Here is a 24,739-nt window from a genome sequence, read left to right on the forward strand (position 1 = left end):
GAAGCCTTAATGTGCGAGTCAGGAGTTGATCAGCGTGGGCTTGGCGTCAACCGGGGTGGGCTGGCGACCAACGCAATGGAACACGAAGTTCATGACCGCCGCCGTGAGGGCGCCCATGGCCACGCCATTGCCGAGCAGGCCGGCAACACCGCTGGGGAACTGGCTGTAGACGCCGGGAACGAGAATCGGCAGCAACCCGACTGCCAAGGCAATCGACACCACGTACATGTTGCCGTGGTTGCGCAAATCCACCTTTCGCAGCATGTCGATGCCCATGGTGCCGACAATGGCGAACACAATCAGGCTGGTACCGCCAACCACCGCTTCCGGTACGCCCTCGATCAGGCGGGACAACGGCGCAAGCAATGCAAACAGCAGTAGCAGCACACCGGAAACGGCCGTGACATAACGTGAGCGAACGTGTGTGGCGCGGATAACGCCGATGTTTTCCCCGCTGGTGATAATCAGCGAAGTGCCCATGAACCCACCGAGAATCGACGTCAGCGCGTCCCCTCGGATGGTGCGTACCACATCCCGGTTGACATCCAGGGGTTTGTCGACTGCCTCGCTGATGGCCACGGTCTGGCCGGTAGCCTCCACCATGGAGACCAGGCAGAACAACATCAGGGGAATCGAGGCGAACACATCGAAGTGCGGCACGCCGAAGGGCATGAAAGTAGGCAGGCTCAACAACGGGTACACACTGAAGCCGGTGCTATCGAATGCGCCAATGGCCACCGCCAGCAAGCTGCCGCCCACCAACCCAAGCAAGATCGACAACTGGCCCAGCGTACCGCGCAACAGGCGTGCGCACAGCACCGTGATGGCAATGGTGAAAAATGCCAGTAGCAATTGCTGGGGCGCGGCGAAATGGGCGCTACCGGGCTGGCCGACAATCAACTGGCCGGACAGCTTGACCAGGTTGACTGCCACCAGCAAGAGCATGGTGCCCACCACCACCGAGGGAAAAAACCGCAACAGCCGCCGAAAGACCGGTAGCACCAGAAAGTAGAACACGCCCGTCAGTATCACCGCCCCCGAGGCAGTGGCCACGCCATTTTGCTGGGCGATCAAGATGAACAGCATGATCGGGGCGCCCCCTGGCAGCATGATGAAGGGCAAGCGTGCCCCGCAGCCGCGCAGACCCAACGACTGCAAGAGCGTGCCCAGGCCACAGACCAGGAAGGTGGCGCTGAGCAACTGCAGCGTCAGCTCGCTGGTAAAGCCCAGCGCCGTGGCCATCAGAAACACCGATGCAATGGGTGATGCAGCCATCACCAGTACATGCTGGGCACCAAAAATCAGTAGCTGGCGCCACGGCAAGCGCTCGTCCACGGGTGAAACAGGGTTGTTTGCGTTATCCGGCATATCCCACCTCGACCTGGGCCAGCCACGTGGCCCATTGAAATTATTGTTATTTGGATCTGGATGTAGCCTTGGTGGGAATGTGCAGACATTTCCTCACCCAAATCGATTTTTTATTAAGCCCAAATCGATTTGGGCAGAATGTATTCCTGTTCCTGCAACCTGTCAACGTGGTCGATCTGCCCCCTGAGTGCGAGTAGCTGGTAGCCTCCAGGCAGCGTATAACTCCGCTCATCGCTTAAAGAGCCAACTTATCTATGCCCAACAGCCCCTCTCGCCGCCTCACCATTGCCGATGTCGCCAATGCTGCCGGGGTGTCGCGCACCACTGTTTCCCATGCGCTGAACGACCGCGGACAAGTCGACCCTGCGACACGAGCATTGGTGAAGGAAGTCGCTGAGCGCCTTGGCTACAGCCCCAACCTGCGCGCCCAACGACTGCGCACAGGGCGCGCCAACGCCATTGCCCTGCTCTCCTCCATGCCCTTTGCGGTCGCAGGTGGATCGTCCCGCCTGGGTTTTATGATGGAAATTGCCGCCACGGCGACAGAGGCGGCGTTGCGCCGGGGCGTAGCCCTGGTGCTGGTTCCGCCCATGGATGAAGCACAGACCCTGCTCGACACCCTCGATATCGACGGTGCCGTGATCATCGAGCCAATCGCCAATGACCCGCATGTAGCACGCTTGCGCAAACGCGGTGTGAAGCTGGTGTCCATCGGTCGCCAACCTGAAGCGCAAGCCGCCTTGCCGTATATCGACATGCACGGTGAAATCGCTGGCAGGCTGCTGCTGGAGCACTTGCGCGAGCAAGGCGCCAAGCGCGTGGGCCTGCTGATCGGGGTTCAATCTCGCCACTCGTACCTGGACATGGAGGCTGCCTACCGGGCCTATTGCGAGGCCAACCAGCTGGCCCCGGCGATCGTTCGGGCGGACGAAGGGGGCGGTGAAATGGCTGGCGCTGCAGCGTGCCTGCAACTGCTGGACGAGCATCCCGACATGGACGGCCTGTGTGTTCCGGTCGATGCCTTTGCAACAGGCGCGGTGAGGGCATTGCAGGAGCGGGGACTCAAGGTTCCCGAGGATATGAAAGTGGTGACGCGCTATGACGGATTGCGCGCCCGGGAATGCGCCCCACCGTTGACGGCATTGAACATGCACCTTGAAGAAGTGGCGGCACTGGCCATCGAGTTGCTTTTTGAACAGATCAACGATACTGGACAACGCCAACGCATCGATGCGCCCCTGGCGACCCTGGTCGCACGCGAATCCAGTTTGAAAACATAGCCGCCAGCCAGCGTGTCATGACCGCTGCGCGCTCGATCGCAGGCTGGCGCCAGCGGCTACAGCGGTTTGCCGTAGCCGCTGCCGAGGTACGAGGCTGCGATCGACTGCACAGCAGTCGTCAGGTGGGCGCAATGGTCCCGAAGACACGACCGCTGCGCGCTCGAGCGCAGGCTGGCGCCAGCGGCTACAGCGGTTTGCCGTAGCCGCTGCCGAGGCACGAGGCTGCGATCGACTGCACAGCAGTCGTCAGGTGGGCGCAATGGTCCCGAAGACACGACCGCTGCGCGCTCGAGCGCAGGCTGGCGCCAGCGGCTACAGCGGTTTGCCGTAGCCGCTGCCGAGGTACGAGGCTGCGATCGGCTGCGCAGCAGTCGTAGTTGCAACGACGCAACCACGGAGCCCCCCCTAATACCCGGTCATCTCCAGGTAACCACTGCCCCCCTCGCTTCCCTTCAATCGCACCGGCCCCTCCCAGTATGCAAAGCGGGTGTGCATCCAGGCCCTGGGCTCCAACGCCTCGACCTCTACATCCACACCCCGCCCGGGCACCCTTACCCGCCAGCGCGTTGGCACCTGCTTGCCGTTTTCCTGCAGCGTCCAGGTCAGCGCCTCAAGCTGGACCTGCTCGCCTTGCAGTGCCTGCGCCTGCCCCTCGGTAGTGATCCACGTGCCTGCGCGGTAAGGCTGGCCCTGTTGTTCACGCACCTGGAACAGCATCAGCTTGGCACCGCTGTCCAGGTGCAGGGAAAACCAGTCCCACCCGGATTGCCCGGCCGCCAGGGGTTGACTGCTCCACTCGCGGTCCAGCCAGGCACGGCCGGTAACCGCGACATGCCGACCTTCACGCTCCACCTCGCCAGTGACCCGGAAAAACGGCTGGCTGTAGTAGTACGAGGCTTGCCCTTTGCCGGACTTTTCGCTGTAGCCCTTGACGCCATGCAGCACCAGCGGGCCCCTACTGACCAGGTCCAGGCGGTAGGCAAAACCCTGACCGCGTGCATGCATTTGCAACTGCCCGAGGTCATCGGCGCCCTGCAACGACCAATCGTTGATCCACGCCCGAAATGGCCGAACCTCCACACCTGCCTGGCCAATGCCACCCCGGGCAAGGGTTTCAGCGGACTGATGCCCTCCCGGCCCGGTCAGTGCCGCATGCCCCATCCACAGGTTCGGGCTGGTCCAGCCGGCAGCCTCCGGCCCGGGGCGCAGGGCCGAGCGAAACAAGGTCCACTGCGCCCCCCACGCCTGCCCTTGCGCATCCTCGAGGTTGGCGGTGATGTACCACCACTCGATGCGAAAACCGTCGTGGGCACCGTGGTCACGGGGAAAGACCAGTGCATGGTCACGGATCACCTGTTTGAATGCACCGGCGTCCTGCCCCAGCCCGGCATAGCCCTTGGGCGCGGGCGCAGGCTGGTCACACCCGCACAGCAGCAGGAACATCACCGCCCACGCTTCACGCTTCATCGGCAAATTGCCTCAACAACGCGCCCGGCTGGCATCGCATCAGCTGCCACAACGGCCAGGCGCTGGCCAACAGGCTGGTGAACACGCCGAGCAACCCCAGCTGTAACAACTGGCCGGGAAACACGTACAGCGGCAAACGCCAGCCAAACGCCTGAACATTCACCACGGCCACCAGGCACCAGGCCAGCAGCAACCCCAAGGGGATCGCCAGCAGCACGGTGAGGGTGCTGAGCATCAAGGTCTGGCCCAGGGTCAACCACACCAGTTGCGTGCGCTGCACGCCCAGCGCCCAGAGCGGCGCCAGTTGGCCCAGGCGACTTTGGCCCAGGGTCAGCAGGCTGATGAACAAGGCGACGCCGGCAACCCCGAGCGTGAGGCTGTTGAGCGCGGCAGTGGCGGCAAAGGTGCGGTTGAAGACGCCTGTCGACCAGCGCTTCAAGCGCGACTGCTCGACCACGCGGCTGTCGCCCAGGGCAAAGCGCTGCTGCAACGCTGCTTTGAGCGCCGAGAGGTGCTCGGGCGCGAGGTCCAGGCTCAGGCCGCTCAAGTTTGCGCGTGGCCAGTGTCGGCGCAGCCAATCGGCATTGACCAGCACATGCCCCTTGGGGTTGCCATAGTCGGCGTATACCCCGACCACAGTCATGGCCGGTGCAGAACCTGCAGGCAGTTCAAGAGCGTCGCCCACCGTCACACCCAGTCGCCGGGCCAACTGTTCGCTGAGCATCAGCGCCCGACCGCTGGCCAGTTGCGCCCAGGCGTCCGGGCTTTGTTCCAGCAACGGCCAGCGCGTGCGATAGCCGGGGTGGGCGATGATGCCCTGGACCTGCACCGGCCACTGCTGCAAGCGCAGCTCGACCCGCCAGCTTGGCAGCACAGCGCTGACCTGCGGTTGCTGTTCGAGCCAGTCACGTACGTCGAGGGCCTGGGCGGTGTCCCTGGGTGTGATGTAGAGGTCGGCGGACAGTCGTTGGTCAAGCCAGCCGATGAAGGTCTTGCGAAAGCCTTCGGTCATGCTACCCACGCCCACACTGGCGGCCAGCGCGAGCAGCAAGGCCATCAGCGCCAGGTTCAGCGCCGGCAGTTGCTGGCGGCTGTCGGCGATGAACCACTGGCTCAAAGGCCGCTGGCAAATACGCGCCAGCCAGGCCAGCGCAGCGTCGAGCACGGCAGGCAACAACAGCGCCGACGCCAGCAACAGTGCTGCCAGCAGGACAAAGGCGCTGGCCAGGCTATTGCCCAGTTGCCAACAACCAAGCACCACCAGCAGCAAAAGCCCCGACGCCAACGCCTGGCGCTTCAGCCAGGGGCCTTGTGCCAGGCGCCATGCCTGGGGTTGCGCCAGGGCCAGCAGCGGCAAACGGGCGGCGCGCAGCACGCTGCCGATGCCGGCCAGCAGCGCCCCCAGCACACTCACGAGCACCCCCGCCAACCACCACCAGGCCGGCAAACTCAACTGCCCCGCGACCTGGGCGCCATACAAACCTCGCAGGCTGGCTGCAACGTCGGGCAGCAACATCGCGGCCAGCGCATAGCCGCTGGCCGCGCCGAGCAGACCGCCCAACACGGCGAATACCCCCAATTCCAGCGCCAGCCCGGCCAGCACGATGGGCAAACTGACGCCACAGGCGCGAAGCGTGCGGATCAGCCCGCGCCGCTGCTCTAGGGCCAGGCCAATGGCGGCATGGGCGATAAACAACCCGACGACGAAGGCCAACAGGCCCAGGGCGGTGAGGTTGAGGTGAAAGCTGTCGGTCAGCCGCTGCAGGCCGCCGTCGTCGCCGGGGGGTTGCAGCTCAAGGCGCGCGGCAAGGGACGCGGGCAATGGCCCTGGCGGCCCCGCCAGCAGCAACCGCGACAACTGCCCGGGCGCCTGCAACAACACCTGGGCATGGCCGATATCCACCACGATCACGCCCGGCGCCAAGTCTGGCATGAGGACAAAGGGCGGCAACCTCAGCCCTTCACTGCTGACCGCGTGATCGGTGGCGCTCATGCCCAGTTGCTGCAGGGTGTCCGGACCGATCCAGGCCTGCCCCGGTGTACCGACGAACGCCTGCAGGTCGAAGTCCTCCGGGTGCGCGCCGGCAACAGCCGTTGCCGGTGGCAGGCTCAGTGGCTCGATACCCAGCACGCGAACACTGCGTGGCTGCTCGCCGGCGAAGCGCAAGCGGCCCTCCAGTACCGGCGAAGCCTGCCAGCCCAGCTGGCGCAGCTGCAGGTAGAGCGATTGGTCGAACCGCTCACCGTCACGCGGCACCAGTTGCGCGTGCAGCGGCCCCGCCATCACTGCACTGGCGCGGGCATAGTCATTGCGTGCCTGGCTGTTCAGCGCCTGGACGCCAGTCCACAGTGCCGTGGCCAGCCACAGCCCGGTCAGGATGCTGAAACACTGCAGGCGATGGCGCCGCCAGTGGCTCAGCAACGCCTGCAGGGCAATCAGCAAGGTGCTCACCGGCGTGGCTCGGGTTGCACGCGACCGGCCTGCAGGACACAGCGCTGCTGCAGGTGCGCCGCCAGGCGGTGACTGTGGGTCACCATCAACAGGCTGCTGCCCACCTCGCCGACCAGTTGCAACATCAGGCTCAACACCGCATCGCTGCTGGCCTCATCAAGGCTGCCGGTGGGCTCGTCGGCCAATAAAAGCGCGGGGCGCCCGGCCAATGCGCGACCGATCGCAACCCGCTGTTGCTGGCCGCCTGACAGTTGCTCCGGATAACGCTGCAGCACGTCCAAGAGGCCCAGGCGCCCCGCGAGGTACGCCACCCACGGCGGATCATGCCGGCCGGCCAGGCGTGCCTGAAACGCAAGGTTGGCGCCCACATCCAGGCTGCTGATCAAGTTGTACTGCTGGAACACCAGCCCTATGCCCTCCCGGCGCCAGCGCGCGAGCGCCGGTTCCGAGCGATTGTCGAGGGGTTGATCGTCGATCAGGATGCGCCCGCTATCAGCCCGATCAAGGCCCGCCACCAGGTGCAGCAACGTGCTTTTGCCACTGCCCGACTCGCCCATCAGCGCCAGGCTGCTACCGCGTGCCAGGTACAGGTCGACGCCCTGCAATACTGGCAGCAGGCCCTGGGCGGTGGTGTATGACTTGCGCAATTGTTCGATGACCAGCATCTACGGCGACCCTTACCCGGTGTGCTTCACAGCGTAGTTGCCAAGCCAGCCAAACGCAGTGAAAGTACGCGCCCCGCTTACCTTACACACCCCAGGGAAGGTTTTTTGAATGCGTGAACGTAAATCGGCGCGATTGCTGGTCATCAACCCCGATCAGCAGGTGCTGCTGTTCAAGTTCGTCCACAAGGACGATGCACTGGCTGGTAGCGAACACTGGGCGACGCCGGGCGGTGGGCTTGAGGAAGGCGAAACCTTCCAGGCGGCGGCGATACGTGAACTGCGCGAGGAGACGGGCATCCAGATCAGCTCGGTTGCCGAGCCGGTTGCTGAACGCCGGTTTGAAATGCTGCTGCCCAGTGGCGAGTGGGTGTTCTCGGTCGAGCAGTACTTTGTCGTGCAGGTAGCAGACCCGACACTGTCCCGCGCCGACTGGACCGCGCATGAGCTGAAAGTGATGGCCGAGCACCACTGGTGGTCGGTGGAGGAGCTGCGGTGTACTGAACAGACGGTGTGGCCTGAAGCGCTGCTGGAGATGCTGCGGCCTGTTTACGGTGATGCACGGCCCTGAATCACGACCGCTGCGCGCTCGATCCCAGGCTGGCGCCAGCGGCTACATCGGTTTGCCGTAACCGCTGCCGAGGCACGAGGCTGCGATCGGCTGCGCAGCAGTCGCCAGATGGCGCAATGGTCATGAATGCACGACCGCTGCGCGCTCGATCCCAGGCTGGCGCCAGCGGCTACATCGGTTTGCCGTAACCGCTGCCGAGGCACGAGGCTGCGATCGGCTGCGCAGCAGTCGCCAGATGGCGCAATGGTCATGAATGCACGACCGCTGCGCGCTCGATCGCAGGCTGGCGCCAGCGGCTACACCGGCAATCCGTAGCCGCTGCCGAGGCACGAGGCTGCGATCGGCTGCGCAGCAGTCGCCAGATGGCGCAATGGTCATGAATGCACGACCGCTGCGCGGCCGATCGCAGGCTGGCGCCAGCGGCTACATCGGTTTGCCGTAACCGCTGCCGAGGCACGAGGCTGCGATCGGCTGCGCAGCAGTCGCCAGATGGCGCAATGGTCATGAATGCACGACCGCTGCGCGCTCGATCGCAGGCTGGCGCCAGCGGCTACATCGGTTTGCCGTAGCCGCTGCCGAGGCACTTGCACAGCAATCGCTTCGCAGTCCGAGCATCTATCAAACCACCTTGCGCAACGCCGGCAACCGCACCAGCGACCAGCCCGCCTCGGACTCCGCCAGGGCCAGGCGAACACCGTCGACCGGCAAGGTATTGAGCAGGGCCTGGGCCAGGTCGCCCACCATCCAATTGGCGGTATTGGAGGCAATCACTCGACCGTCGGCCGACACCAGTACCGCCTGATGCTCCAAGCGCATCAGGCTGCGCACCAGCAGGCGCTCGACGTTGTGCAGCGACAGGTCCAGCCCTGCCACGCCAATGAAGCGCTCCTGCACGTAGATCGGCATGGTGAAAGTCAGCACGTACATGTTGGTGCCATAGAGGTCCACATAGGGCCCCTCGACCGCACTCTTGCCGGTATCGCGAGGCCGCCGGTACCAGGGCATTTCGGTGTAGTCGTAGTAGTTCTCGCGGCGGCGGTCGAAGTTGGGGCGCAACGGCAGGGTCTTGCCGCCATCGGCCAGGTACCACCACTCCAGGTGCATTTCCCGGTCGGTCAGGCAGTTGGGCTCGACGATCACCCCACCACCACAGCCAAAGGCCCCGGTGGCAAGCAGTTGCTGGTCGATGGCCGGACGCAGCGAGGCCAAGTCACGAGCAGAAGGCTGGCGCCCCTCGCTCAAGATCCGCTCCCATAGATTTCGGGTTTCTTCCACCAACTGGCGGACCTGACTGAAGATGGTCCCCAGGGTGCTGTCCAACTGCTCGGCGCAGACAGACAGGGGGTCGTTATCGCTCAGGGCAAACATGGCATTTCCTCACGCAGGTTCGGCTTTCTTCTTATGGACGCTGCAACGCAATGCTGTTCAGACCACTTCCGTTTCGGCCAGCAGCTCCAGCCGCAAGCTGATCAGGCGCTTGATGCCGCGACTCACATGGGCCTCGGCGAGGGCGCCGGCCAACACCGAATCGCCTGCGACCAGGGCCTGGTGTATGGCCCGGTGTTCCTGTTCGACCACCGCTACCTCGCCACCACCGGCCGCCTCGAGCCACAACAGTTCACCCACTTCGGACTGCAGGCGCATCTCGGTGTGGGTCAGGCGCAACGATTGCGCAGCGGCCGCCACTTCGATGTGAAAGCGCGCATCGGCCCGGTGCCGGGCCAGGCGCGAGCCGGCCTGCTTGAGTGTCTCGATGTGCTGGGCGATGCGTGCATGCTGCTCGGGCGAGCTGCGCTTGGCCGCCAGGCGCGCGGCAGTACCGGAAATCGCGGTCTGCTCATCGCCCAGGTCGCGCAGGTCCGGGCCACTCATGTCACGCAGCTTTTGCAGCAGCAACGCTTCGGGCAACTCCACCGGCGCGCAGACAAAACTGCCGCCGTTGCGGCCACGCCGAGTCTCGATCAGGCCGCGCTGGCGCAGCACCACCAGCGCTTCACGCAAGGTTACCGTGGCGACCCCCAACTGCAGTGCCAATTCCGATTCGCTCGGCAACTGCTGCCCCTCGGCAAACAGGCCCAGCTCAATGGCCTCCACCAGCCTTCGCGCCACCTCATCGGTACGCCCTTCCTGGCGCAACCTGATGAAGGCGGTATTACGTGCAGTATTCAGGGCAGTCATTGCCTCTCCCTATCAAGCCGTTGCCAGACGTGGCGCATGCCTGGGCTAAAAGATTCATTTTTGCATCTTATAGCGAACAGCCAGTCGTCCGATACCGATTAATTGCCCATTTTTTGGCACGAAGGGTCATTTTCAGGGCAGTTGGCAAACATCAAACTTTAAGATATGGTTTCATATGTATAGCAGGCCGACACGGACACTGCTGCGCCTGCCCAGCGATTTTCCAATTACAAAACGACCAAGGAATACGCCATGCAAACCAAACTCCTGATCAACGGCCAACTGGTCGAAGGCCAAGGCAGCCCGTACGCCGTCTACAACCCCAGCGAGGGGGCGGTGCTGGTGAACATCGCCGAGGCCAGCAGCGAACAGGTCGATGCCGCCGTTCACGCCGCCGACCAGGCGTTTGATGCATGGTCACAGACGCCTCCCAAGGAGCGCGCCCAGCTGCTGCTCAAGCTGGCCGATCGCATCGAGGCCCAGGCGCAGACGCTGGCCCGCCTGGAGTCGCAGAACTGCGGCAAGCCCTATCAGGCCGCCCTGAACGATGAAATCCCGGCGATTGCCGACGTGTTCCGCTTCTTCGCCGGTGCCAGCCGCTGCCTGTCCGGCTCTGCCGGAGGTGAATACCTACCGGGCCACACTTCGATGATCCGCCGCGACCCGCTGGGCGTGGTGGCCTCCATCGCTCCCTGGAACTACCCGCTGATGATGGTTGCCTGGAAGCTCGCGCCTGCCCTCGCCGCCGGCAACTGCGTGGTCCTCAAGCCATCGGAACAAACCCCGCTCACCGCTCTGGAGCTGGGGCGCATGATGGCCGACCTGTTCCCGGCCGGTGTGGTCAACATCCTCTTCGGTCGTGGCCCAAGCGTGGGCGAGCCTTTGGTCAACCACCCCAAGGTGCGCCTGGTCTCGCTCACGGGCTCGGTGGCCACCGGCGCACGCATCATTTCCAGCACTGCCAGCAGCGTGAAACGCACGCACATGGAACTGGGCGGCAAGGCGCCGGTGCTGATTTTCGACGATGCCGATATCGATGCCGCTGTCGAAGGCATCCGCGCCTTCGGCTTCTACAATGCCGGCCAGGACTGCACCGCCGCTTGCCGCCTGTATGTACAGCAAGGCGTATACGATGCCTTTGTCAGCAAACTCGGCGACGCAGTGGGCAGCCTGCGCATGGGCCTGCAGGATGATCCGCAGACCGAACTCGGCCCGCTGATCACCCGCGATCACCTGGAACGCGTGGAAGGCTTCGTCGAACGCGCCAAGGCCCTGCCGCACATCCGCGTAATCACCGGTGGCAAGCGCGCCGAAGGGCCAGGCTTCTTCTTTGAGCCGACGGTGCTGGCCGACGCCCGCCAGGATGACGAAATCGTCCAGCGGGAAGTGTTCGGCCCGGTGGTCAGCATCACCCCCTTCACCGACGAGGCCCAAGCCCTGGCCTATGCCAACGACTCGGACTACGGCCTGGCTTCATCGGTGTGGACCAACGATGTGGGCCGCGCCAACCGCCTGGCCGCCCGCCTGCAGTACGGCTGCACCTGGGTAAACACCCATTTCATGCTGATCAGTGAAATGCCCCACGGGGGCATGAAGCAGTCCGGTTACGGCAAGGACATGTCCATGTACGGGCTCGAAGACTACACCTGCGTGCGCCACGTCATGTTCAAGCATTGAATCCCGGCGCGTGGCGCACCTGATCGGGGCGCCGCGCACCACGCCAAGGCATTGGCAGCAGCACCGATTGCACAGTAGCGCCTGATGAAACCGCCCGAAAACGGGCCCTCGACATAAAACATATAAAACCATAGGCAATATGGCATGGGTTCTGCTTTCACTCCTGCCTGCGTCTGAAACCAGCCGTCATTGTTACCGTTCGGCACAGCGGCGGTAACGGCTTACGAGGTGTACCACCATGCTTATCACCGGCATCAAGAGCCGCCCGGTCTACGACCGGCTGCAACCCATGACAGGCGGCCTGCGCCACCTGATCGCGGGCCAGGGCAGCGGCGGCGCGGCCATGCTGCGACTGCTCGCGGACATGTCCGAGAACCAGCGCCACAACAGCACCCTGCTGTATTCCACCGAGTCGTTCTCTGGCCACAGCCATCTGCAGGCCCTGCAAGACGCAGACGCCGCGGGCCTTGAAGTGTTCGCCAGCAACCAGGCCCTGATCGACGCCCTGCGCGAGCGCCTGGGTGATGCCCACATGGGCACCCGCTTGTACCTGAGCGGCTCGGAAAGCTTCATCGGCACCGCCATGCAAGCTGCCAACGCCGTCGACCTCAACCGCGACGAAGTGTTGCGTGAACACAGCGGCACCCTGGTGCGCCGGGTCTGGTGCGCGCACTGCGACACGTACACCGAAAACGTCACCCAACGCGTGTTCATCTGCCCCGGTTGCCAGCTCAACCTGGTGGTGCGCGATCACTACTCCCGTCGCCTGGCCGCGTTCCAGGGCATCAAGGCCGATGGCGAAGTCCCAGGCGAACTGCCACCTGCCGAGGAGCTCGACACATGAATACCCACAACGGCACCTTGAGCGTGCGCGTCACCCGCATCGAGCAACTGACCCCGGAAATCAAGCGCTTCACCCTGGTCGACCCCGACGGCAAGCACCTGCCCGCCTTCTCCGGTGGCAGCCATGTGGTGGTGGTACTGGAAGACGGCGACAAGACTCACCGCAACGCCTACTCGCTGATGAGCTCGCCCTACGACTCCAGCGCCTACCAGATCGCCGTGCGCCGGGTCAGTGACGGTCGCGGCGGCTCGCGCCTGATGCATGACAAGGTCGGCGAAGGCGACCTGCTGCAAATCCTGCAGCCGGCCAACCTGTTCCCATTGGCCAAGCACGCCCGCCAGCATGTGTTCATTGCAGGCGGTGTCGGTATCACCCCGGTGTACTCGCAACTCGAGGAGCTGCACGTCAAGCAGTCCACCTTCGAGCTGCACCTGGCTGTGCGCGGCCCCGAGCACACCGCCCTGGGCCAAGAACTGCAGGCCCGCTACGGCCAGTGCATCCACCTTTACATACAGGGCCAGCAGCGCCTGGACATCCGCAGCGTACTGGCCGGCAGGCCGCTGGGCAGCCACGTCTACGTCTGCGGCCCCGACAGCATGATCGACGACACCCTCGACAGCGCTCACGCCCTGGGCTGGACCGACAGCCATATCCATTACGAGCGTTTCGTCGAGCAAGGCTCCACAGGCCAGCCCTTTAGCGTCACCCTTGCGCGCCAGGGTGTAACGATCGAGGTGCCGGCCGAGCAATCGCTGCTCGAAGCTGCCGAACAGGCTGGCTACAAAGTGCCGTACCTGTGTCGGGGCGGAGCCTGTGGCTATTGCGAAACCGAAGTACTGGAAGTCGATGGTGAACTCGACCATCGCGATGACTGGCTCAGCGAGGACGACAAGCTGAGCAAGCGCAAATTCATGCCGTGCGTCTCCCGCGCCAACTGCAGCCGCCTGGTCGTAGACCTCTGATACAGGACAACAACAAAATGACCGCATTCAAGCCCATCGAAACCTACGCCGACGCCGGCAGCGACCACACCTACAGCAACAGCCGCGAAGCGATCGTGCGCCTGCCCTTCCCTTACCCGGAAGACCAGTACATGTACTCGATGAACGTCGAGCCCCATGTGCCGTTCGGCCAAGGCGCGCTGCGGGCGCAGTTCGACATCGACGAGCACTACATCTCCGAGTGTCACCACCGCGCCCAGACCCTGGACAGCGCGCCCGGTGTTCACTACGCCGCGCTGCCGCACATGATGGAAGCCCAGTGGGACCTGCTCGAACTGCTGATGGAGTCGTACTCGCGCGACTTCCCCGAGCACTTCACCCTGGAGAAGAACGGCAGCCAGTGGCACTGGATCAACCGCCCGCTGCAAATCGACGACACCTTCACCTTCGGTGACGCCAGCACCTTGCCGATGGACCCGATGGAGTACATCACCCGTCAGGCCCAAGGCGAGTTCATCCTCCTCGAAGAGCGCGACGAAACCCTGGTAATGGGTGCCGGCATGGCCACCCAGCGGGCGGATTACTCGCTGCGCTTCAACCTGGGCATGAGCTTCATGGAGTTCCACGGCCCGGTGCCCAAACTGCATGAAATGGGCATCCTGCAACGCGCCCTGAAGTTCCTCCTGCGCCTTCGCCCCGGTCACCCGGTGCGCCGTACCAACTGGTCGATCACCGTCAACCCGCGCCTTGAGACCTCGGCCGAGACCCTGCCGGACTGGGCACCGGAGCGCACCATCGTCACCCCGGAAAACGCCGGCGAGCTGGTCAACCTGCGCATCGAACTGCAGCCGCTGCACCGCCTGCCGCGCAGCAACGCCGTGCTGTTTCCGGTGCGCACCTACCTGGTCAGCCTCCAGCAACTGGCCGAGTTCGCCCCGCAATGGGCCAAGCGCATGCACCGGGTAATCCGCGACCTGGATCAGGAGTTGGTCGACTACAAGGGCTTTACCCGTTATCGCGACGCCATGGTCAGCTACTTGTCACAGTTCGACGACGGCACCCCAGTCGACGAAAGCCAGCAATAACACACCTTGCGAGCGCGCCCCGAGGGCGCGCTTCCAACCACGACAAGCCTTGCCACTCACGGATCACCTCATGAAAACAACAATACGAAACTTCCTGCCCGAGAGCTGGAGTCTGGTGTTCTCCGCCGCCGGTTCCGCCTATGGTGTCGGCTTGCTGGGCCTGTGGGCCTTGCCCTTTCTGATCAGCGCGATCATCCACGACCTGCAACTCAATGAAGCCCAGGCCGGGCTGCTGATGTCGGCCGAATTTGGTTTCACCATGCTGGCCTCCTTGCTGATCGCGCCATTCATGGGCCGCGCGCCCCGACGTACCCTGGCGCTGGTCGGCACCGTGCTGGCGATTGCCGCCAACCTTGCCAGCGCCAACATCCAGGACATCTACACCCTGGCCGCCGTGCGCTGCCTGGCGGGCCTGGGTGCCGGCCTGGCCCTGGCCTGCGGCAACGCTGCAGTGTCCAGCGCCAAACACCCGGACCGTATTGCCGGGCACATGAACGTGCTGTCGGTGCTGTTGATGATCGTGGTGATGCTCGGCTACGCCAAGGTCATGGCCTTGTATGGCTTGTCAGGCCTGTACTACGCGATGGCCGCAACCATGGCGGTGATGCTGCTGGCTATTCCGGCCATGGCCCAACGTGCGCCCGCTGCCGAACCCTGCCCGTTGGCACACGCTGCCGGTAAAGGCTCGGGCAATATCCTGCTGAGTCTGCCGGCGATCTGCATGATGCTGGCGATGTTCGTGTTCCAGGCCCGCGACACCATGGGCTGGGCATTTGTCGAGCGTATCGGCACCATGGTCGGCTACAGCGGTGACGAGTTGGGCATGCTGCTGTCGTTCCAGTCGTTTGTCGGCTTGATCGGACCGCTGATCGCGGCCATGGTCGGCAAGCGCTTCGGCATGAGCACCCCGGTGATCCTGGCAATCCTGCTGACCGGCGGCACCAGCCTCAGCTATGTCCTGGGCGAACACTCCAAGACCCTGTACACCGCCGGTGTAATGACCATCTGCATTACCTACTTCTATGCCCTGAGCTACCTGACCGGCCTGGCTGCAGCCCTGGACCGCGAGGGTCGCGTGGTGGCTGCCGCCAGTAGCTTCCTGAGCCTGGGCCTGGCCGTGGGCCCGGCGATCTCCGGCGGCTTGATCTCGTTGGGTGGCTTCACTCTGGCAGCCTGGGGCATTGCCGTGACCGTGATACTGACCTTGCTGCTGGTGATCGTCCCGCTGGGCAGCATCCGCCGTGAACCTTCCACCCTGGCGCCCGCAGTAGCGCTCTAGGCGCCAGAAACACCACCGCTACGCGCCGTCGCCAGCGGCTACAAGCACCGGGCCTGTAGCCGCTAGCGCCGGCTGATCACGACCTCCAGGTATTCGCTGGGCACCACCAGTGACGAGGCGCCTGCCACGTTGTGGTCGTTCAGCAATTGAGTCAGGTCGGTTTCCAGGGCGCTGGCGCTGACCGCTTCCAATGACGCAAAGGCTTTATGTACCGGGCCGTACCAGGTCCTGAACACGTCGATGAAATGCGCCGCCGAGCGATAGCGAAAGTTGAACTGTTGGCGGCTCACCGTGATGTTGCCAAGGGTGTCGGCGAACAGACTGCGCAGCTGTTCTTCATCTCCCCAGCGTGACGGCGGCTGCGCACCGGCAGGTGGCGGCACATGGCGCCCGAGGGTCTTGAACATTTGCCCGATAAAACCTTGTGGTGTCCAGTTGGCCAGGCCAATCCGGCCGCCCGAGCGACAGACACGGCCAAGCTCTTGCGCCGCTTGAGCCTGGTCGGGGGCGAACATCACCCCAAACGTGGAGACCACCGCATCGAAAGCGCCATCGCCAAACGGCAACGCCTCGACATCGGCTACTTGAAACTCGACGTTCAAATGTTCTGCCTGCGCGCGCGCTTCACCTCGTTTCAATAACTCGGGCACATAATCCGTCGATATGACCCGACAGCCGCGCCGCGCTGCAGCCAGCGTGGCGTTGCCATTGCCGGCCGCCACATCGAGTACCTGCTCATCCCAGCGCAAATCGCAGGCTTCGGCCAAGCGCTCGCCAACCAGTTGCAAGGTTGTGCCGATCACCGCGTAGTCGCCGCTGGCCCAGGCAGCCTGCTGACGTGCTTTCAACGCATTCAAATCCAGGGGTGTGCTCATGGCATGCACCTTCGTCATCGGCGCGCGCCTCACCCTGAGTCGATCAACGCGCCACTTGTTGTCATTGGGGGTTTTCAAGCCATGGCGGTGGCTTGGACCAACGCCACCGACCAGCTAAACGCTATCCCCGCGAGCCGGCAAGCACGGGTGCTTGCCAGGCAAGATCTCTTTGGTACATCCCTATAGCCTTCACGCATATAGCGGTGAAGGCACCCCTGCTGCTACTCGAATGATCCAGTACGCACCTCGCCACTGCGCACGTAGTGGGCAATCAGCGCCCCGCCTGGCGTGCAGATCGAGTCTGCCAAGGTAAAGGAGGCTGGCTGGGCGTTGTCATCGAACAAGCGCTTACCCTGCCCCAGCAAGAGCGGAAAGATCATCAAGCGCAGCTCATCCACCAGCCCGGCAGCCAGCAACTGGCGTACCAGGTCACCGCTACCCTGGGTCAACAGGTCGGCGCCCGGTTGTTGCTTGAGTGCATGGATCGCCTCGACCAGATCGCCCTGCAGCCCATGGCTGTTATGCCACTCAAGCGTATCGGCATGATGGGTGGCGACGTGCTTGGGCACGCGATTGAACACATCGGCGATGAACTGGTTCTCGGGTGCAGTCTGGTGCGGCCAGTAACCCGCAAAGATGTCGTAGGTGCGCCGCCCCAGCAGCAACTCGAAGGGCTGCGCAAACAGTGCGTCGATGGCCTGGCCAAATACCTCGTCTGCATAAGGCACGATCCAGCCGCCCAAACAGAATCCGCCACGGGTGTCTTCTTCAGGCCCGCCAGGCCCCTGGATGACACTGTCCAGGCTGGTGAACGCGGCAACGGTAAGCTTGCGCATGGTGTTCTCCTCATGGGTGCATGTGCAGGTACAGGTAGTCGAACACCGAGCAGCCAAATCGACAGCGCGATACCGGTCACAAACACCTGGTCAACCGCCATCGTCCTTCTGGACGCTGGCCCGGCTCTGCTACCCTGCGTCTTCTGCGAATACGCCGCGCCGTCTGCCGAGGTCTTGCATGCCATTGTCCAGCCACACCGAAACCCTTTGGATCGACACACCGCACGGGCGGCTGTTCTGTAGCCGCTGGTACCCCGCCCAAAGCCCGGACAACGGGCAAAAGCCGCCGATCATCCTCTTTCACGACTCACTGGGCTGCGTCACGCTGTGGCGGGATTTTCCCCAGCAACTGTGCCAGGCCACTGGCCGTGAAGTGATCGCCTATGACCGCCTCGGCTTTGGCCAATCGGATGTATATCCGGGGCCACTGCCACTGACGTTCATTCGCGACGAGGCCGAGCGCTTCTTCCCCTACCTTGAAACGGCCTTGCAGATTGAGCGCTTTGTCGCCCTGGGCCATAGCGTCGGCGGCGCAATGGCCGCAGCCTGTGCCTCGCGCTTTCACCAACAGTGCGCGGCATTGATCACCGTCGCAGCCCAGGCATTTGTCGAAGACCGCACCCTGCAAGGCATCCGCGAAGCACAGGTGCAGTTTGCCCAACCTGGGCAAATGGCCCGCCTGGAGCGATACCATGGCACCAAGGCGCCCTGGGTGTTCAATGCCTGGACGCAAACCTGGCTGGGGGAAAATTACCGTCACTGGACCATCGAACACTCGGTCGATGCCATTCATTGCCCCCTGCTGGTCCTCCATGGCGAGCACGACGAATACGGTTCAGTGGCGCACCCGCAGCAATTGGCCACGCTGTCGAGTGCGCCGAGTGAATGCCTGATCCTGGACGATTGCTATCACGTTCCCCATCGCGAGGCACCGGATGTGGTACTCAAGGCCGTGGGACGTTTTCTCGACGCCCATCCGTAGCCGCTGCCGCCAGGCTGCGATTGGGCGCAAAGCGGGCACACCGTCCCGGCCTTCAGGCTGACACGTACGGCGAGTAGTCCACATACCCCGTGCCCGAACCGCCGTAATAGCTGGCACGGTCCGGAACAGCCAGGGGCCAGCCATTTTTCAGGCGGGCGACCAGGTCAGGGTTGGCAATGAACGGCTGGCCAAAGCCGGCCAGGTCGATCAGCCCGGCGTCTACCAGGTCCTGGGCACGCTCCAGGGTCATGTCACCGGCCAGGATCAACGCCGTGTGCCCCAACTGCGCCTTGCAGTGCTCAAGCAAGCTGCGCAATGCCTGATCCCGGGCGGTGGCGCTCTCACTGGCGAGGAAGAAGTGGGTCTGGTCCATGACGTGTACATAGGCGATGCCACGAGCGCCCATGCCTGCACACAGTGCCGCATAGGTCTCATCGATCTCAGGGTAGAGCGGCATGTCGAACAGCTGCCCATAGGGCGAGATGCGAATACCCACCCGATGGGCGCCAATCCTGGCAATGACTGCATCGATCACTTCGAAGACAAAGCGCAGGCGACCTTCCAGGGTGTCGGCGCTATAACGATCGGAGCGGTCATTGACCAGGGGGTTGAGGAACTGCTCGATGAGATAGCCGTTGGCGCCATGGACTTCAACGCCATCGAAACCGGCTTCAATGGCATTGTGCGCGGCCTGGGCGAAGTCCTCGACCACCCGGGCGACTTCCTCGGTGGTCAACGGGCGAGGCGTCGAAGTGGCGACAAAACCGGGTTCACCCTCGGGGGTATAGCCGAAGGCTACTGCCCCCTGGGCGGCCTTGCTCGTGGCACTCACAGGTGCTTTGCCGTCGAGCTGGATCGAGGTATGCGACACGCGCCCCACATGCCACAACTGGGCAAACATTTTGCCGCCGACGCTGTGAACGGAGTCAGTCACCAGCTTCCAGCCCTGGATCTGCTCCGGGGTGTAGATGCCCGGATTGAACAGGTAGCCCTGCCCTTCACGGGAGATCGGCGTACCTTCCGAAACGATCAGGCCTGCCGTGCCGCGCTGGGTGTAATGCAGCGCCACCTGTTCGGTGGCGATATCGTGCGGTGCCCGTGAGCGGGTCATCGGGGCCATGACGAAACGGTTGTTCAGCGCCAATCCGGCAAGGTTGCAAGGAGCAAACAGGTCAATCATGTAGGGGGCCTCTTGAATAGGCTTGCGCCTGGGGAGTGATGAGGCCATGGTAGGGTCTTGCCAAAGCAGCCACAATCAAGCCAAAACGCAAAACATTATTGCCATTGCAGCAACCAGAGTCCCTTCAATGCATCTCAAGGCCCACCGTTTCTTCGCGATGGTGGCGGTAACCGGGAGCTTTTCCGCCACCGCCCGCCACTTCCAGGTACCTGCCTCGTCGGTGTCGCGCTTCATTGCCGCGCTTGAACGCGAGGTGGGGCAGCAACTGCTGTACCGCAACACCCGTGCGGTGAAACTGACCGACGCCGGCCAGCGCTACTACGTGCAGATCCGCGAAGTGCTGGAGCTGCTCGACACCGCCAATGAAGACATCAGTGGCAAGGTCGGCGACGTTCGCGGCCTGGTGCGCATCAATGCGCCGGTCGCGTTCGGCCACCTGCATATCGTCAAGCTGCTTGATGGCTTGTACCGGCAATACCCCGACCTGACCGTCGAGCTGACGGTCACCGATGCCTTTATCGATCCGGTGCAGGAAGGCGCCGACCTCACCTTCCGGGTGGGCCACCTGCAGGATTCAGGGCTGATCGGGCGCACACTCTGCGACCAGCGATTCGTCCTGTGCGCCAGCGCCGAGTATGTGCAGCGCTACGGTAAACCTGCCGTTCCCGAGGACCTGCAACAGCACTGCTGCCTGGTCTACAAAGGAACCGGTGGCGCCCAACGCTGGCATTTCCGCCGCCCGGGCACCGAGGCGACTACGATCATCGACGTGCAAGGCCCGCTGCGCAGCAACAACGCTCAGGTACTGGTGGAAGCGGCGCTGGCAGGCCGGGGCATTGTACTGTTTCCTTCCTGGCTGTTTGACAACGAGCACTTCAGGAACAAGACCTTGGTCCAGTTGTTGCCTGACTGGGAAGGCTCGGTGGATGCAACGCCCAGTCAGATCCACTTGATCTCCCCGGAAAACCGCCTTCGCTCGCAAAAAGTACGACGGGTATGGGACTACTTTCTCGACGCCATCGGCTCACCGCCGTATTGGGACAATTTGACGTGAGGCCACCTTGCCCCCCATTTCAGGTGGTGGCCGGGAATTTTGTTAGCTTGCTAACTTTATGCCCAGCGCTTGCGCCGAGTGCGCTGCGAAAAACGGGACAACCCAAGGATCGAACGCATGAGCCATACCCGCCACCTGGCCGCATTTCTAGCGAGCCTGAAATACTCAGACTTGCCCAACGAGGTGCTTTCGCGTAGCGAAGACCTGTTCCTTGACTGGCTGGGTTCAGCCCTGGCCAGCCAAGGCTCGCACCCGATCCCGTTGTTCGAGCGCTACGCCGCGAGAATGGGACCGGCCGACGGCCCGTCCACCCTCCTGGTCAATGGCCTGCGCAGTTCGCCGTACTTCGCAGCGCTGGTCAATGGCGCCTCCTCGCACCTGGTGGAGCAGGACGACCTGCACAACAGCTCGGTGCTGCACCCGGCCACCGTTGTCTTCCCTGCCGTACTGGCAGCGGCGCAGGACCTGGGCAAGTCGGGCAGCCAACTGCTGCTGGCAACGGTGGCAGGCTACGAAGCCGGCATCCGTATCGGTGAATTCCTGGGGCGTTCCCATTACCGCACCTTCCACACCACCGCCACCGTTGGCACCCTCGCCGCGGCGGTGTCGGTCGGCAAGCTGATGGACTTCGACGAGGAAGCGTTCATCAACCTGCTCGGCAGCGCCGGCACCCAGGCCGCCGGCCTGTGGGAGTTCTTGCGCGATGCCGCCGACTCCAAGCAATTGCATACCGCCAAGGCCGCGGCTGATGGCTTGCTGGCGGCTTACCTCACTGCTGACGGCCTGACCGGCGCCCGCAACATTCTTGAAGGTGACCAGGGCATGGCCGCGGGCATGTCCAGTGACGCCAGGCCAGCGTGCCTGTCCGATCGCCTGGGCAGCCGCTGGGCGCTGCTGGAAACCTCGTTCAAGTTTCACGCCTCCTGCCGCCATACCCATCCGGCGGCCGATGCCTTGCTGGCGTTGATGCGAGACGAGGGCCTGCGCCATGACGACATTGCCAGCGTCGTCACCCGTGTTCACCAGGGTGCCATCGATGTGCTGGGGCGGGTCGAGGTGCCACAGAGCGTGCATCAGGCCAAGTTCTCCATGGGCACGGTACTGGGCTTGATCGCAGTGCATGGCAAGGCCGGACTGACCGAGTTCCAGCAGCACGCCCTGAGTGATCCGCGCGTAGCGGCATTTCGCGACAAGGTCAGCATGCAGCTGGATGACCAGGTCGATGCAGCCTACCCACAGCGTTGGCTGGGCCGGGTCGAGGTGCTGGGCAACGATGGGCGCCGCTACCAGGGTGCCATCGACTCGCCCAAGGGCGATCCGGACAACAGCCTGTCGCGCCGGGAGCTTGAGGATAAATTCCGTCGTCTGGTGGCGTTTTCCGGGGCGCTGGATGGGAATAGCGTCGAGGCCTTGATCGAGCGTGCGTGGGGGCTGCGCAGCAGTACCGAGCTCAAGGACCTGCTGGTGTTTACAGCAATCGACCACGCCCGCTAGTCGCGGGCTGGCCCCGCGAAAAAATCAACCGCTGCCACATGCCCCCGCCTGTGGCACCAGTTGGATATCGACACGGCGGTTGGCCGAGCGACCTTCGAACGTTTCATTGCTGGCAATCGGCTGATTGGCGGCACCGCCCTGGACGGCAAAGCAGTTGTCGGGAATGTCGCCCATACGCTGCATCCAGTCGCGCACTGCGGTGGCACGGGCATGGGAAAGTTGCTGGTTCTGCGCGGTGCTGCCCGTGGTGTCGGTATGACCAGAGATGACAATCAACCAGCCCGGGCGGGCCTTGATGTCTACCAGCGCCTTGACCAGCACCCTGGTCGAGGCCGGGTTGAGTACAGCACTGCCAGCATCAAACAGGGTCAGGCTGTCGAGATGCACCGGCTCGGGAATCGGCTCGGGCCTAAAGGGATGGGGTAGCCCCCACCACCCCGCAGTCATACCTAGCGCCAGTACGGCCCCAAGTGCGAGCAACCACCGACCTTTCCTACTTTTACGCGGCGTCAAGGGTGGCAGGTGCGTGGGGGGCATGATCACCACTGGCGGCACCCTGCTCGGCGCAAGCAGGCTCATCGCTACCGGCAGTGTTTCGCCGATTGCGCTTTGTCGCTGCACCCTCTGGATGAAGCCGGCTACCTGCTGGCGAAGCGCCTGCAATACGCTCAGCGGCGAGTGAACCTGACGTCCGAGCGCAGCGTTCAGCCGCACCAGGGCGGTATTGAGGTTGACCAGCGCACCTGCAAATAATTCCACCCACAAAAGGGGTCAATCGAAATTCCCTACAAGCTTTTCGGATGCAAACTAAGTAATTCCTAAACAAGTATCTCAACAAACACTAAAAATATTGTCTGGAAGTTACGTAAAACGTCTAACAACATGCAGAGGGCGGTCGCCGCTGTCGCTAGGCTGCGATTCACTGCGCAGCAGTCGCAATGGGGCTCGTTACGATGCGCTTTCCAGCACCTTGGGTAGTGCTGCACAATGCCCGGCTATCCGCCAAGGAGGCCTCCACCCATGCAACGCATCGTCATCCTGGGCAACGCCGGCAGCGGCAAGTCGACCCTGGCGCGCACCCTCGGCAAGCGCCTGGATATACCCGTGGTACACCTGGACAAACTGTTCTGGGAGCCCGGTTGGGTCGAGCCCGACGCCGAGGCGTTTCGTACCCGGGTCAAGGAGGCGGTCGCGTCAGACGCCTGGGTCTGCGAAGGCAATTATTCGCGGCGCACCTTCGACCTGCGCCTGCCGCGTGCCGAATTGGTGATCTGGCTGGACACCTCGCGGTTCACCTGCCTGCGACGGGTGATCATGCGCAGCGTATTGAACAAGCCACGCCCGGACCTGCCCGCCGGCTGCAGCGAGCGGCTGGACAAGGCGTTCCTGACCTTTCTGAAGTTTGTCTGGGGATTTGATCGCGACTATCGCCCCTCCATCGAGGCAATGCGGTTGAGGGTGGGCGCGCTGGTACCGGTAGTTCACCTGCACAACGAGCGCCAAATAGACCAGTTCCTGCAGGCACTGCCAAAAAGCCGCGATGAAGGCGCCCAGGCAAGCCAGCACGTGTGAATCAGGGAGGGACGCTCAGCCCTCCCGTGCCGTTACCCCGCCAGCACTGCCCGCACCACACTCTCGGCCATGGCCCGGCGGGTTTGCAGCGTTGCGCTGCCCAGGTGCGGTTGCAGCACTACGTTGTCCAGCACCAGCAGGGCTTCTGGCACCTGCGGTTCATATTCGAACACATCCAGCGCCGCCCCTCCCAGACGCCCGTCTGCCAACCGTGCCACCAACTGCGCTTCATCGATCACGCTGCCACGGGCGACGTTGACGATCACCCCGTCAGGCCCCAGTGCGTCAAGCACCCGGGCGTCAACCAGGTGACGCGATGCCAGGCCGCCTGCCGCCGCCACGATGAGGATGTCACTGACCTGCGCCAGTGCGCAAAGATCAGCGTGGTAGGTGTACAGGCAACCGGGCACAGGCCGGCGATTATGGTACGCCAGGTCGACGCCGAAGGGCTGCAAGCGCTCGGCGATGGCTGCGCCAATCTTGCCCAGCCCGAGTATGCCCACCCGCTGCCCGCGCAGGCGGGTGCCCAACCGCGTGAAGCCGCCCTCAAGCCATTGGCCTTCACGCACAAAACGGTCGGCCTGGCACACCTGGCGCAGCAGCGCCAGCAACAGCGCCACGGCCTGGTCGGCCACTGCATCGGTGAGAATGTCATCAGTGGTGGCAATGCGAATACCCCGGGCGCGGGCTTGTTCCAGGTCGACCTTGTCCAGGCCCACACCGTTGACGGCAATCAGCGCGAGGCTGGGCAGCGCGGCCATCAGTTGCGGGCTGACGCCCTCCCCGCCGTTGGTGACCAACACCCTTATGCGCTGGGAGCGATCGGCCAGCAACGCCTGTTGCTCGGCATCCGTGTGAGCGCGGATCAGGTGAAAATGTTCGGCCAGTTGCGCCTCATACTCTGGCAGCAGCGGCGCCAGCATCAGCAAATCGGCTTTCATC

22 protein-coding genes are annotated in these 24,739 nt (G+C 63.6%); 11 read left to right on the forward strand and 11 right to left on the reverse strand.

Annotated elements, in window-relative coordinates:
• Positions 1 to 18: 18 nt before the first annotated feature.
• Complete coding sequence (locus ABVN19_RS11870) at positions 19 to 1,368, reverse strand: uracil-xanthine permease family protein (protein ID WP_105641955.1); 1,350 nt, start codon at positions 1,366 to 1,368, stop codon at positions 19 to 21.
• A gap of 254 nt (positions 1,369 to 1,622) precedes the next feature.
• Between ABVN19_RS11870 and ABVN19_RS11875 the strand changes: the two genes are divergently transcribed.
• Complete coding sequence (locus ABVN19_RS11875; RefSeq protein WP_028945986.1) at positions 1,623 to 2,648, forward strand: substrate-binding domain-containing protein; 1,026 nt, start codon at positions 1,623 to 1,625, stop codon at positions 2,646 to 2,648.
• A gap of 405 nt (positions 2,649 to 3,053) precedes the next feature.
• On the opposite strand, the gene ABVN19_RS11880 is transcribed toward ABVN19_RS11875, so the two are convergent.
• The 3 genes from ABVN19_RS11880 to ABVN19_RS11890 are packed head-to-tail and all read right to left on the reverse strand — an operon-like array spanning position 3,054 to position 7,232.
• On the reverse strand, positions 3,054 to 4,115 hold the full coding sequence (locus ABVN19_RS11880; RefSeq protein WP_028945985.1) for a lipocalin-like domain-containing protein: 1,062 nt from the start codon (positions 4,113 to 4,115) through the stop codon (positions 3,054 to 3,056).
• The gene (locus ABVN19_RS11885; RefSeq protein WP_105641954.1) at positions 4,105 to 6,567 is read right to left on the reverse strand and encodes an FtsX-like permease family protein; all 2,463 of its coding nucleotides are present in this window, start codon (positions 6,565 to 6,567) and stop codon (positions 4,105 to 4,107) included. Before ABVN19_RS11885 ends, ABVN19_RS11880 begins: the two co-directional genes overlap by 11 nt.
• Entirely contained in the window at positions 6,564 to 7,232 is a 669-nt protein-coding gene (locus ABVN19_RS11890; RefSeq protein WP_028945983.1) for an ABC transporter ATP-binding protein, read from the reverse strand. Before ABVN19_RS11890 ends, ABVN19_RS11885 begins: the two co-directional genes overlap by 4 nt.
• A gap of 109 nt (positions 7,233 to 7,341) precedes the next feature.
• Here ABVN19_RS11890 and ABVN19_RS11895 point away from each other — a divergent pair, with 109 nt between their 5' ends.
• Entirely contained in the window at positions 7,342 to 7,800 is a 459-nt protein-coding gene (locus ABVN19_RS11895; RefSeq protein WP_105641953.1) for an NUDIX domain-containing protein, read from the forward strand.
• Positions 7,801 to 8,418: 618 nt separating this feature from the next.
• Here the strand turns inward: ABVN19_RS11895 and ABVN19_RS11900 are convergent.
• Both ABVN19_RS11900 and ABVN19_RS11905 read right to left on the reverse strand, forming a co-directional pair.
• On the reverse strand, positions 8,419 to 9,168 hold the full coding sequence (locus ABVN19_RS11900) for a cache domain-containing protein (protein WP_028944874.1): 750 nt from the start codon (positions 9,166 to 9,168) through the stop codon (positions 8,419 to 8,421).
• A 57-nt stretch (positions 9,169 to 9,225) separates the two neighbouring features.
• The gene (locus tag ABVN19_RS11905) at positions 9,226 to 9,978 is read right to left on the reverse strand and encodes an FCD domain-containing protein (RefSeq protein ID WP_028944873.1); all 753 of its coding nucleotides are present in this window, start codon (positions 9,976 to 9,978) and stop codon (positions 9,226 to 9,228) included.
• A gap of 252 nt (positions 9,979 to 10,230) precedes the next feature.
• Between ABVN19_RS11905 and ABVN19_RS11910 the strand changes: the two genes are divergently transcribed.
• The 5 genes from ABVN19_RS11910 to ABVN19_RS11930 all read left to right on the forward strand — a co-directional run bounded on the left by ABVN19_RS11910 (position 10,231) and on the right by ABVN19_RS11930 (position 15,804).
• Complete coding sequence (locus ABVN19_RS11910; RefSeq protein ID WP_028944872.1) at positions 10,231 to 11,655, forward strand: gamma-aminobutyraldehyde dehydrogenase; 1,425 nt, start codon at positions 10,231 to 10,233, stop codon at positions 11,653 to 11,655.
• A 238-nt stretch (positions 11,656 to 11,893) separates the two neighbouring features.
• Positions 11,894 to 12,499 (forward strand): dimethylamine monooxygenase subunit DmmA family protein, encoded by a 606-nt coding sequence (locus ABVN19_RS11915; RefSeq protein ID WP_028944871.1) that lies wholly within the window; start codon positions 11,894 to 11,896, stop codon positions 12,497 to 12,499.
• Positions 12,496 to 13,461: a PDR/VanB family oxidoreductase gene (locus tag ABVN19_RS11920; RefSeq protein ID WP_105642817.1), complete on the forward strand. Its 966-nt coding sequence runs from the start codon at positions 12,496 to 12,498 to the stop codon at positions 13,459 to 13,461. The genes ABVN19_RS11915 and ABVN19_RS11920 overlap by 4 nt, the downstream gene beginning before the upstream one ends.
• A gap of 17 nt (positions 13,462 to 13,478) precedes the next feature.
• The gene (locus ABVN19_RS11925) at positions 13,479 to 14,525 is read left to right on the forward strand and encodes a DUF3445 domain-containing protein (protein ID WP_028944869.1); all 1,047 of its coding nucleotides are present in this window, start codon (positions 13,479 to 13,481) and stop codon (positions 14,523 to 14,525) included.
• Positions 14,526 to 14,595: 70 nt separating this feature from the next.
• Positions 14,596 to 15,804, forward strand: coding sequence for an MFS transporter (locus ABVN19_RS11930; RefSeq protein ID WP_028944868.1), 1,209 nt, complete (start codon positions 14,596 to 14,598; stop codon positions 15,802 to 15,804).
• Between the two features lie 62 nt (positions 15,805 to 15,866).
• Here the strand turns inward: ABVN19_RS11930 and ABVN19_RS11935 are convergent, their stop codons facing one another.
• Together ABVN19_RS11935 and ABVN19_RS11940 are read right to left on the reverse strand one after the other, a co-directional pair.
• The gene (locus tag ABVN19_RS11935; protein ID WP_028944867.1) at positions 15,867 to 16,679 is read right to left on the reverse strand and encodes a class I SAM-dependent methyltransferase; all 813 of its coding nucleotides are present in this window, start codon (positions 16,677 to 16,679) and stop codon (positions 15,867 to 15,869) included.
• Between the two features lie 221 nt (positions 16,680 to 16,900).
• Positions 16,901 to 17,515 carry a dihydrofolate reductase family protein gene (locus tag ABVN19_RS11940; protein WP_028944866.1) on the reverse strand — a complete coding sequence of 205 codons (615 nt, stop codon included), beginning with the start codon at positions 17,513 to 17,515 and terminating at the stop codon, positions 16,901 to 16,903.
• Between the two features lie 178 nt (positions 17,516 to 17,693).
• Between ABVN19_RS11940 and ABVN19_RS11945 the strand changes: the two genes are divergently transcribed.
• On the forward strand, positions 17,694 to 18,497 hold the full coding sequence (locus tag ABVN19_RS11945; protein ID WP_028944865.1) for an alpha/beta hydrolase: 804 nt from the start codon (positions 17,694 to 17,696) through the stop codon (positions 18,495 to 18,497).
• 52 nt (positions 18,498 to 18,549) lie between these two features.
• Here the strand turns inward: ABVN19_RS11945 and ABVN19_RS11950 are convergent, their stop codons facing one another.
• On the reverse strand, positions 18,550 to 19,677 hold the full coding sequence (locus ABVN19_RS11950; protein ID WP_105642816.1) for an alkene reductase: 1,128 nt from the start codon (positions 19,675 to 19,677) through the stop codon (positions 18,550 to 18,552).
• A gap of 127 nt (positions 19,678 to 19,804) precedes the next feature.
• On the opposite strand from ABVN19_RS11950, the gene ABVN19_RS11955 reads away from it, so the two are divergent.
• Positions 19,805 to 20,731: a LysR family transcriptional regulator gene (locus ABVN19_RS11955; protein ID WP_105642815.1), complete on the forward strand. Its 927-nt coding sequence runs from the start codon at positions 19,805 to 19,807 to the stop codon at positions 20,729 to 20,731.
• 117 nt (positions 20,732 to 20,848) lie between these two features.
• Positions 20,849 to 22,225 carry an MmgE/PrpD family protein gene (locus ABVN19_RS11960; RefSeq protein WP_028944862.1) on the forward strand — a complete coding sequence of 459 codons (1,377 nt, stop codon included), beginning with the start codon at positions 20,849 to 20,851 and terminating at the stop codon, positions 22,223 to 22,225.
• A 24-nt stretch (positions 22,226 to 22,249) separates the two neighbouring features.
• Here the strand turns inward: ABVN19_RS11960 and ABVN19_RS11965 are convergent, their stop codons facing one another.
• Positions 22,250 to 22,984: an OmpA family protein gene (locus tag ABVN19_RS11965; RefSeq protein WP_245219098.1), complete on the reverse strand. Its 735-nt coding sequence runs from the start codon at positions 22,982 to 22,984 to the stop codon at positions 22,250 to 22,252.
• 261 nt (positions 22,985 to 23,245) lie between these two features.
• On the opposite strand from ABVN19_RS11965, the gene ABVN19_RS11970 reads away from it, so the two are divergent.
• Positions 23,246 to 23,797: an AAA family ATPase gene (locus ABVN19_RS11970; protein ID WP_105642814.1), complete on the forward strand. Its 552-nt coding sequence runs from the start codon at positions 23,246 to 23,248 to the stop codon at positions 23,795 to 23,797.
• Positions 23,798 to 23,829: 32 nt separating this feature from the next.
• Here ABVN19_RS11970 and ABVN19_RS11975 read toward each other — a convergent pair whose 3' ends face one another.
• Positions 23,830 to 24,738 (reverse strand): 2-hydroxyacid dehydrogenase, encoded by a 909-nt coding sequence (locus tag ABVN19_RS11975; protein ID WP_105642813.1) that lies wholly within the window; start codon positions 24,736 to 24,738, stop codon positions 23,830 to 23,832.
• Position 24,739 lies beyond the last annotated feature (1 nt).

The sequence above is a fragment of the Pseudomonas vranovensis genome (assembly GCF_040438935.1).
In the GTDB taxonomy this organism is placed as follows: domain Bacteria; phylum Pseudomonadota; class Gammaproteobacteria; order Pseudomonadales; family Pseudomonadaceae; genus Aquipseudomonas; species Aquipseudomonas vranovensis.

Coding starts and splice junctions, on each gene's coding strand:
- ABVN19_RS11960 (WP_028944862.1), top strand. CDS start 20,849: ATGAGCCATACCCGCCACCTGGCCGCATTTCTAGCGAGCCTGAAATAC.
- ABVN19_RS11925 (WP_028944869.1), top strand. CDS start 13,479: ATGACCGCATTCAAGCCCATCGAAACCTACGCCGACGCCGGCAGCGAC.
- ABVN19_RS11940 (WP_028944866.1), bottom strand. CDS start 17,515: ATGCGCAAGCTTACCGTTGCCGCGTTCACCAGCCTGGACAGTGTCATC.
- ABVN19_RS11950 (WP_105642816.1), bottom strand. CDS start 19,677: ATGATTGACCTGTTTGCTCCTTGCAACCTTGCCGGATTGGCGCTGAAC.
- ABVN19_RS11920 (WP_105642817.1), top strand. CDS start 12,496: ATGAATACCCACAACGGCACCTTGAGCGTGCGCGTCACCCGCATCGAG.
- ABVN19_RS11970 (WP_105642814.1), top strand. CDS start 23,246: ATGCAACGCATCGTCATCCTGGGCAACGCCGGCAGCGGCAAGTCGACC.
- ABVN19_RS11905 (WP_028944873.1), bottom strand. CDS start 9,978: ATGACTGCCCTGAATACTGCACGTAATACCGCCTTCATCAGGTTGCGC.
- ABVN19_RS11975 (WP_105642813.1), bottom strand. CDS start 24,738: ATGAAAGCCGATTTGCTGATGCTGGCGCCGCTGCTGCCAGAGTATGAG.
- ABVN19_RS11880 (WP_028945985.1), bottom strand. CDS start 4,115: ATGAAGCGTGAAGCGTGGGCGGTGATGTTCCTGCTGCTGTGCGGGTGT.
- ABVN19_RS11945 (WP_028944865.1), top strand. CDS start 17,694: ATGCCATTGTCCAGCCACACCGAAACCCTTTGGATCGACACACCGCAC.
- ABVN19_RS11910 (WP_028944872.1), top strand. CDS start 10,231: ATGCAAACCAAACTCCTGATCAACGGCCAACTGGTCGAAGGCCAAGGC.
- ABVN19_RS11875 (WP_028945986.1), top strand. CDS start 1,623: ATGCCCAACAGCCCCTCTCGCCGCCTCACCATTGCCGATGTCGCCAAT.
- ABVN19_RS11930 (WP_028944868.1), top strand. CDS start 14,596: ATGAAAACAACAATACGAAACTTCCTGCCCGAGAGCTGGAGTCTGGTG.
- ABVN19_RS11935 (WP_028944867.1), bottom strand. CDS start 16,679: ATGAGCACACCCCTGGATTTGAATGCGTTGAAAGCACGTCAGCAGGCT.
- ABVN19_RS11895 (WP_105641953.1), top strand. CDS start 7,342: ATGCGTGAACGTAAATCGGCGCGATTGCTGGTCATCAACCCCGATCAG.
- ABVN19_RS11955 (WP_105642815.1), top strand. CDS start 19,805: ATGCATCTCAAGGCCCACCGTTTCTTCGCGATGGTGGCGGTAACCGGG.
- ABVN19_RS11915 (WP_028944871.1), top strand. CDS start 11,894: ATGCTTATCACCGGCATCAAGAGCCGCCCGGTCTACGACCGGCTGCAA.
- ABVN19_RS11870 (WP_105641955.1), bottom strand. CDS start 1,368: ATGCCGGATAACGCAAACAACCCTGTTTCACCCGTGGACGAGCGCTTG.
- ABVN19_RS11890 (WP_028945983.1), bottom strand. CDS start 7,232: ATGCTGGTCATCGAACAATTGCGCAAGTCATACACCACCGCCCAGGGC.
- ABVN19_RS11900 (WP_028944874.1), bottom strand. CDS start 9,168: ATGTTTGCCCTGAGCGATAACGACCCCCTGTCTGTCTGCGCCGAGCAG.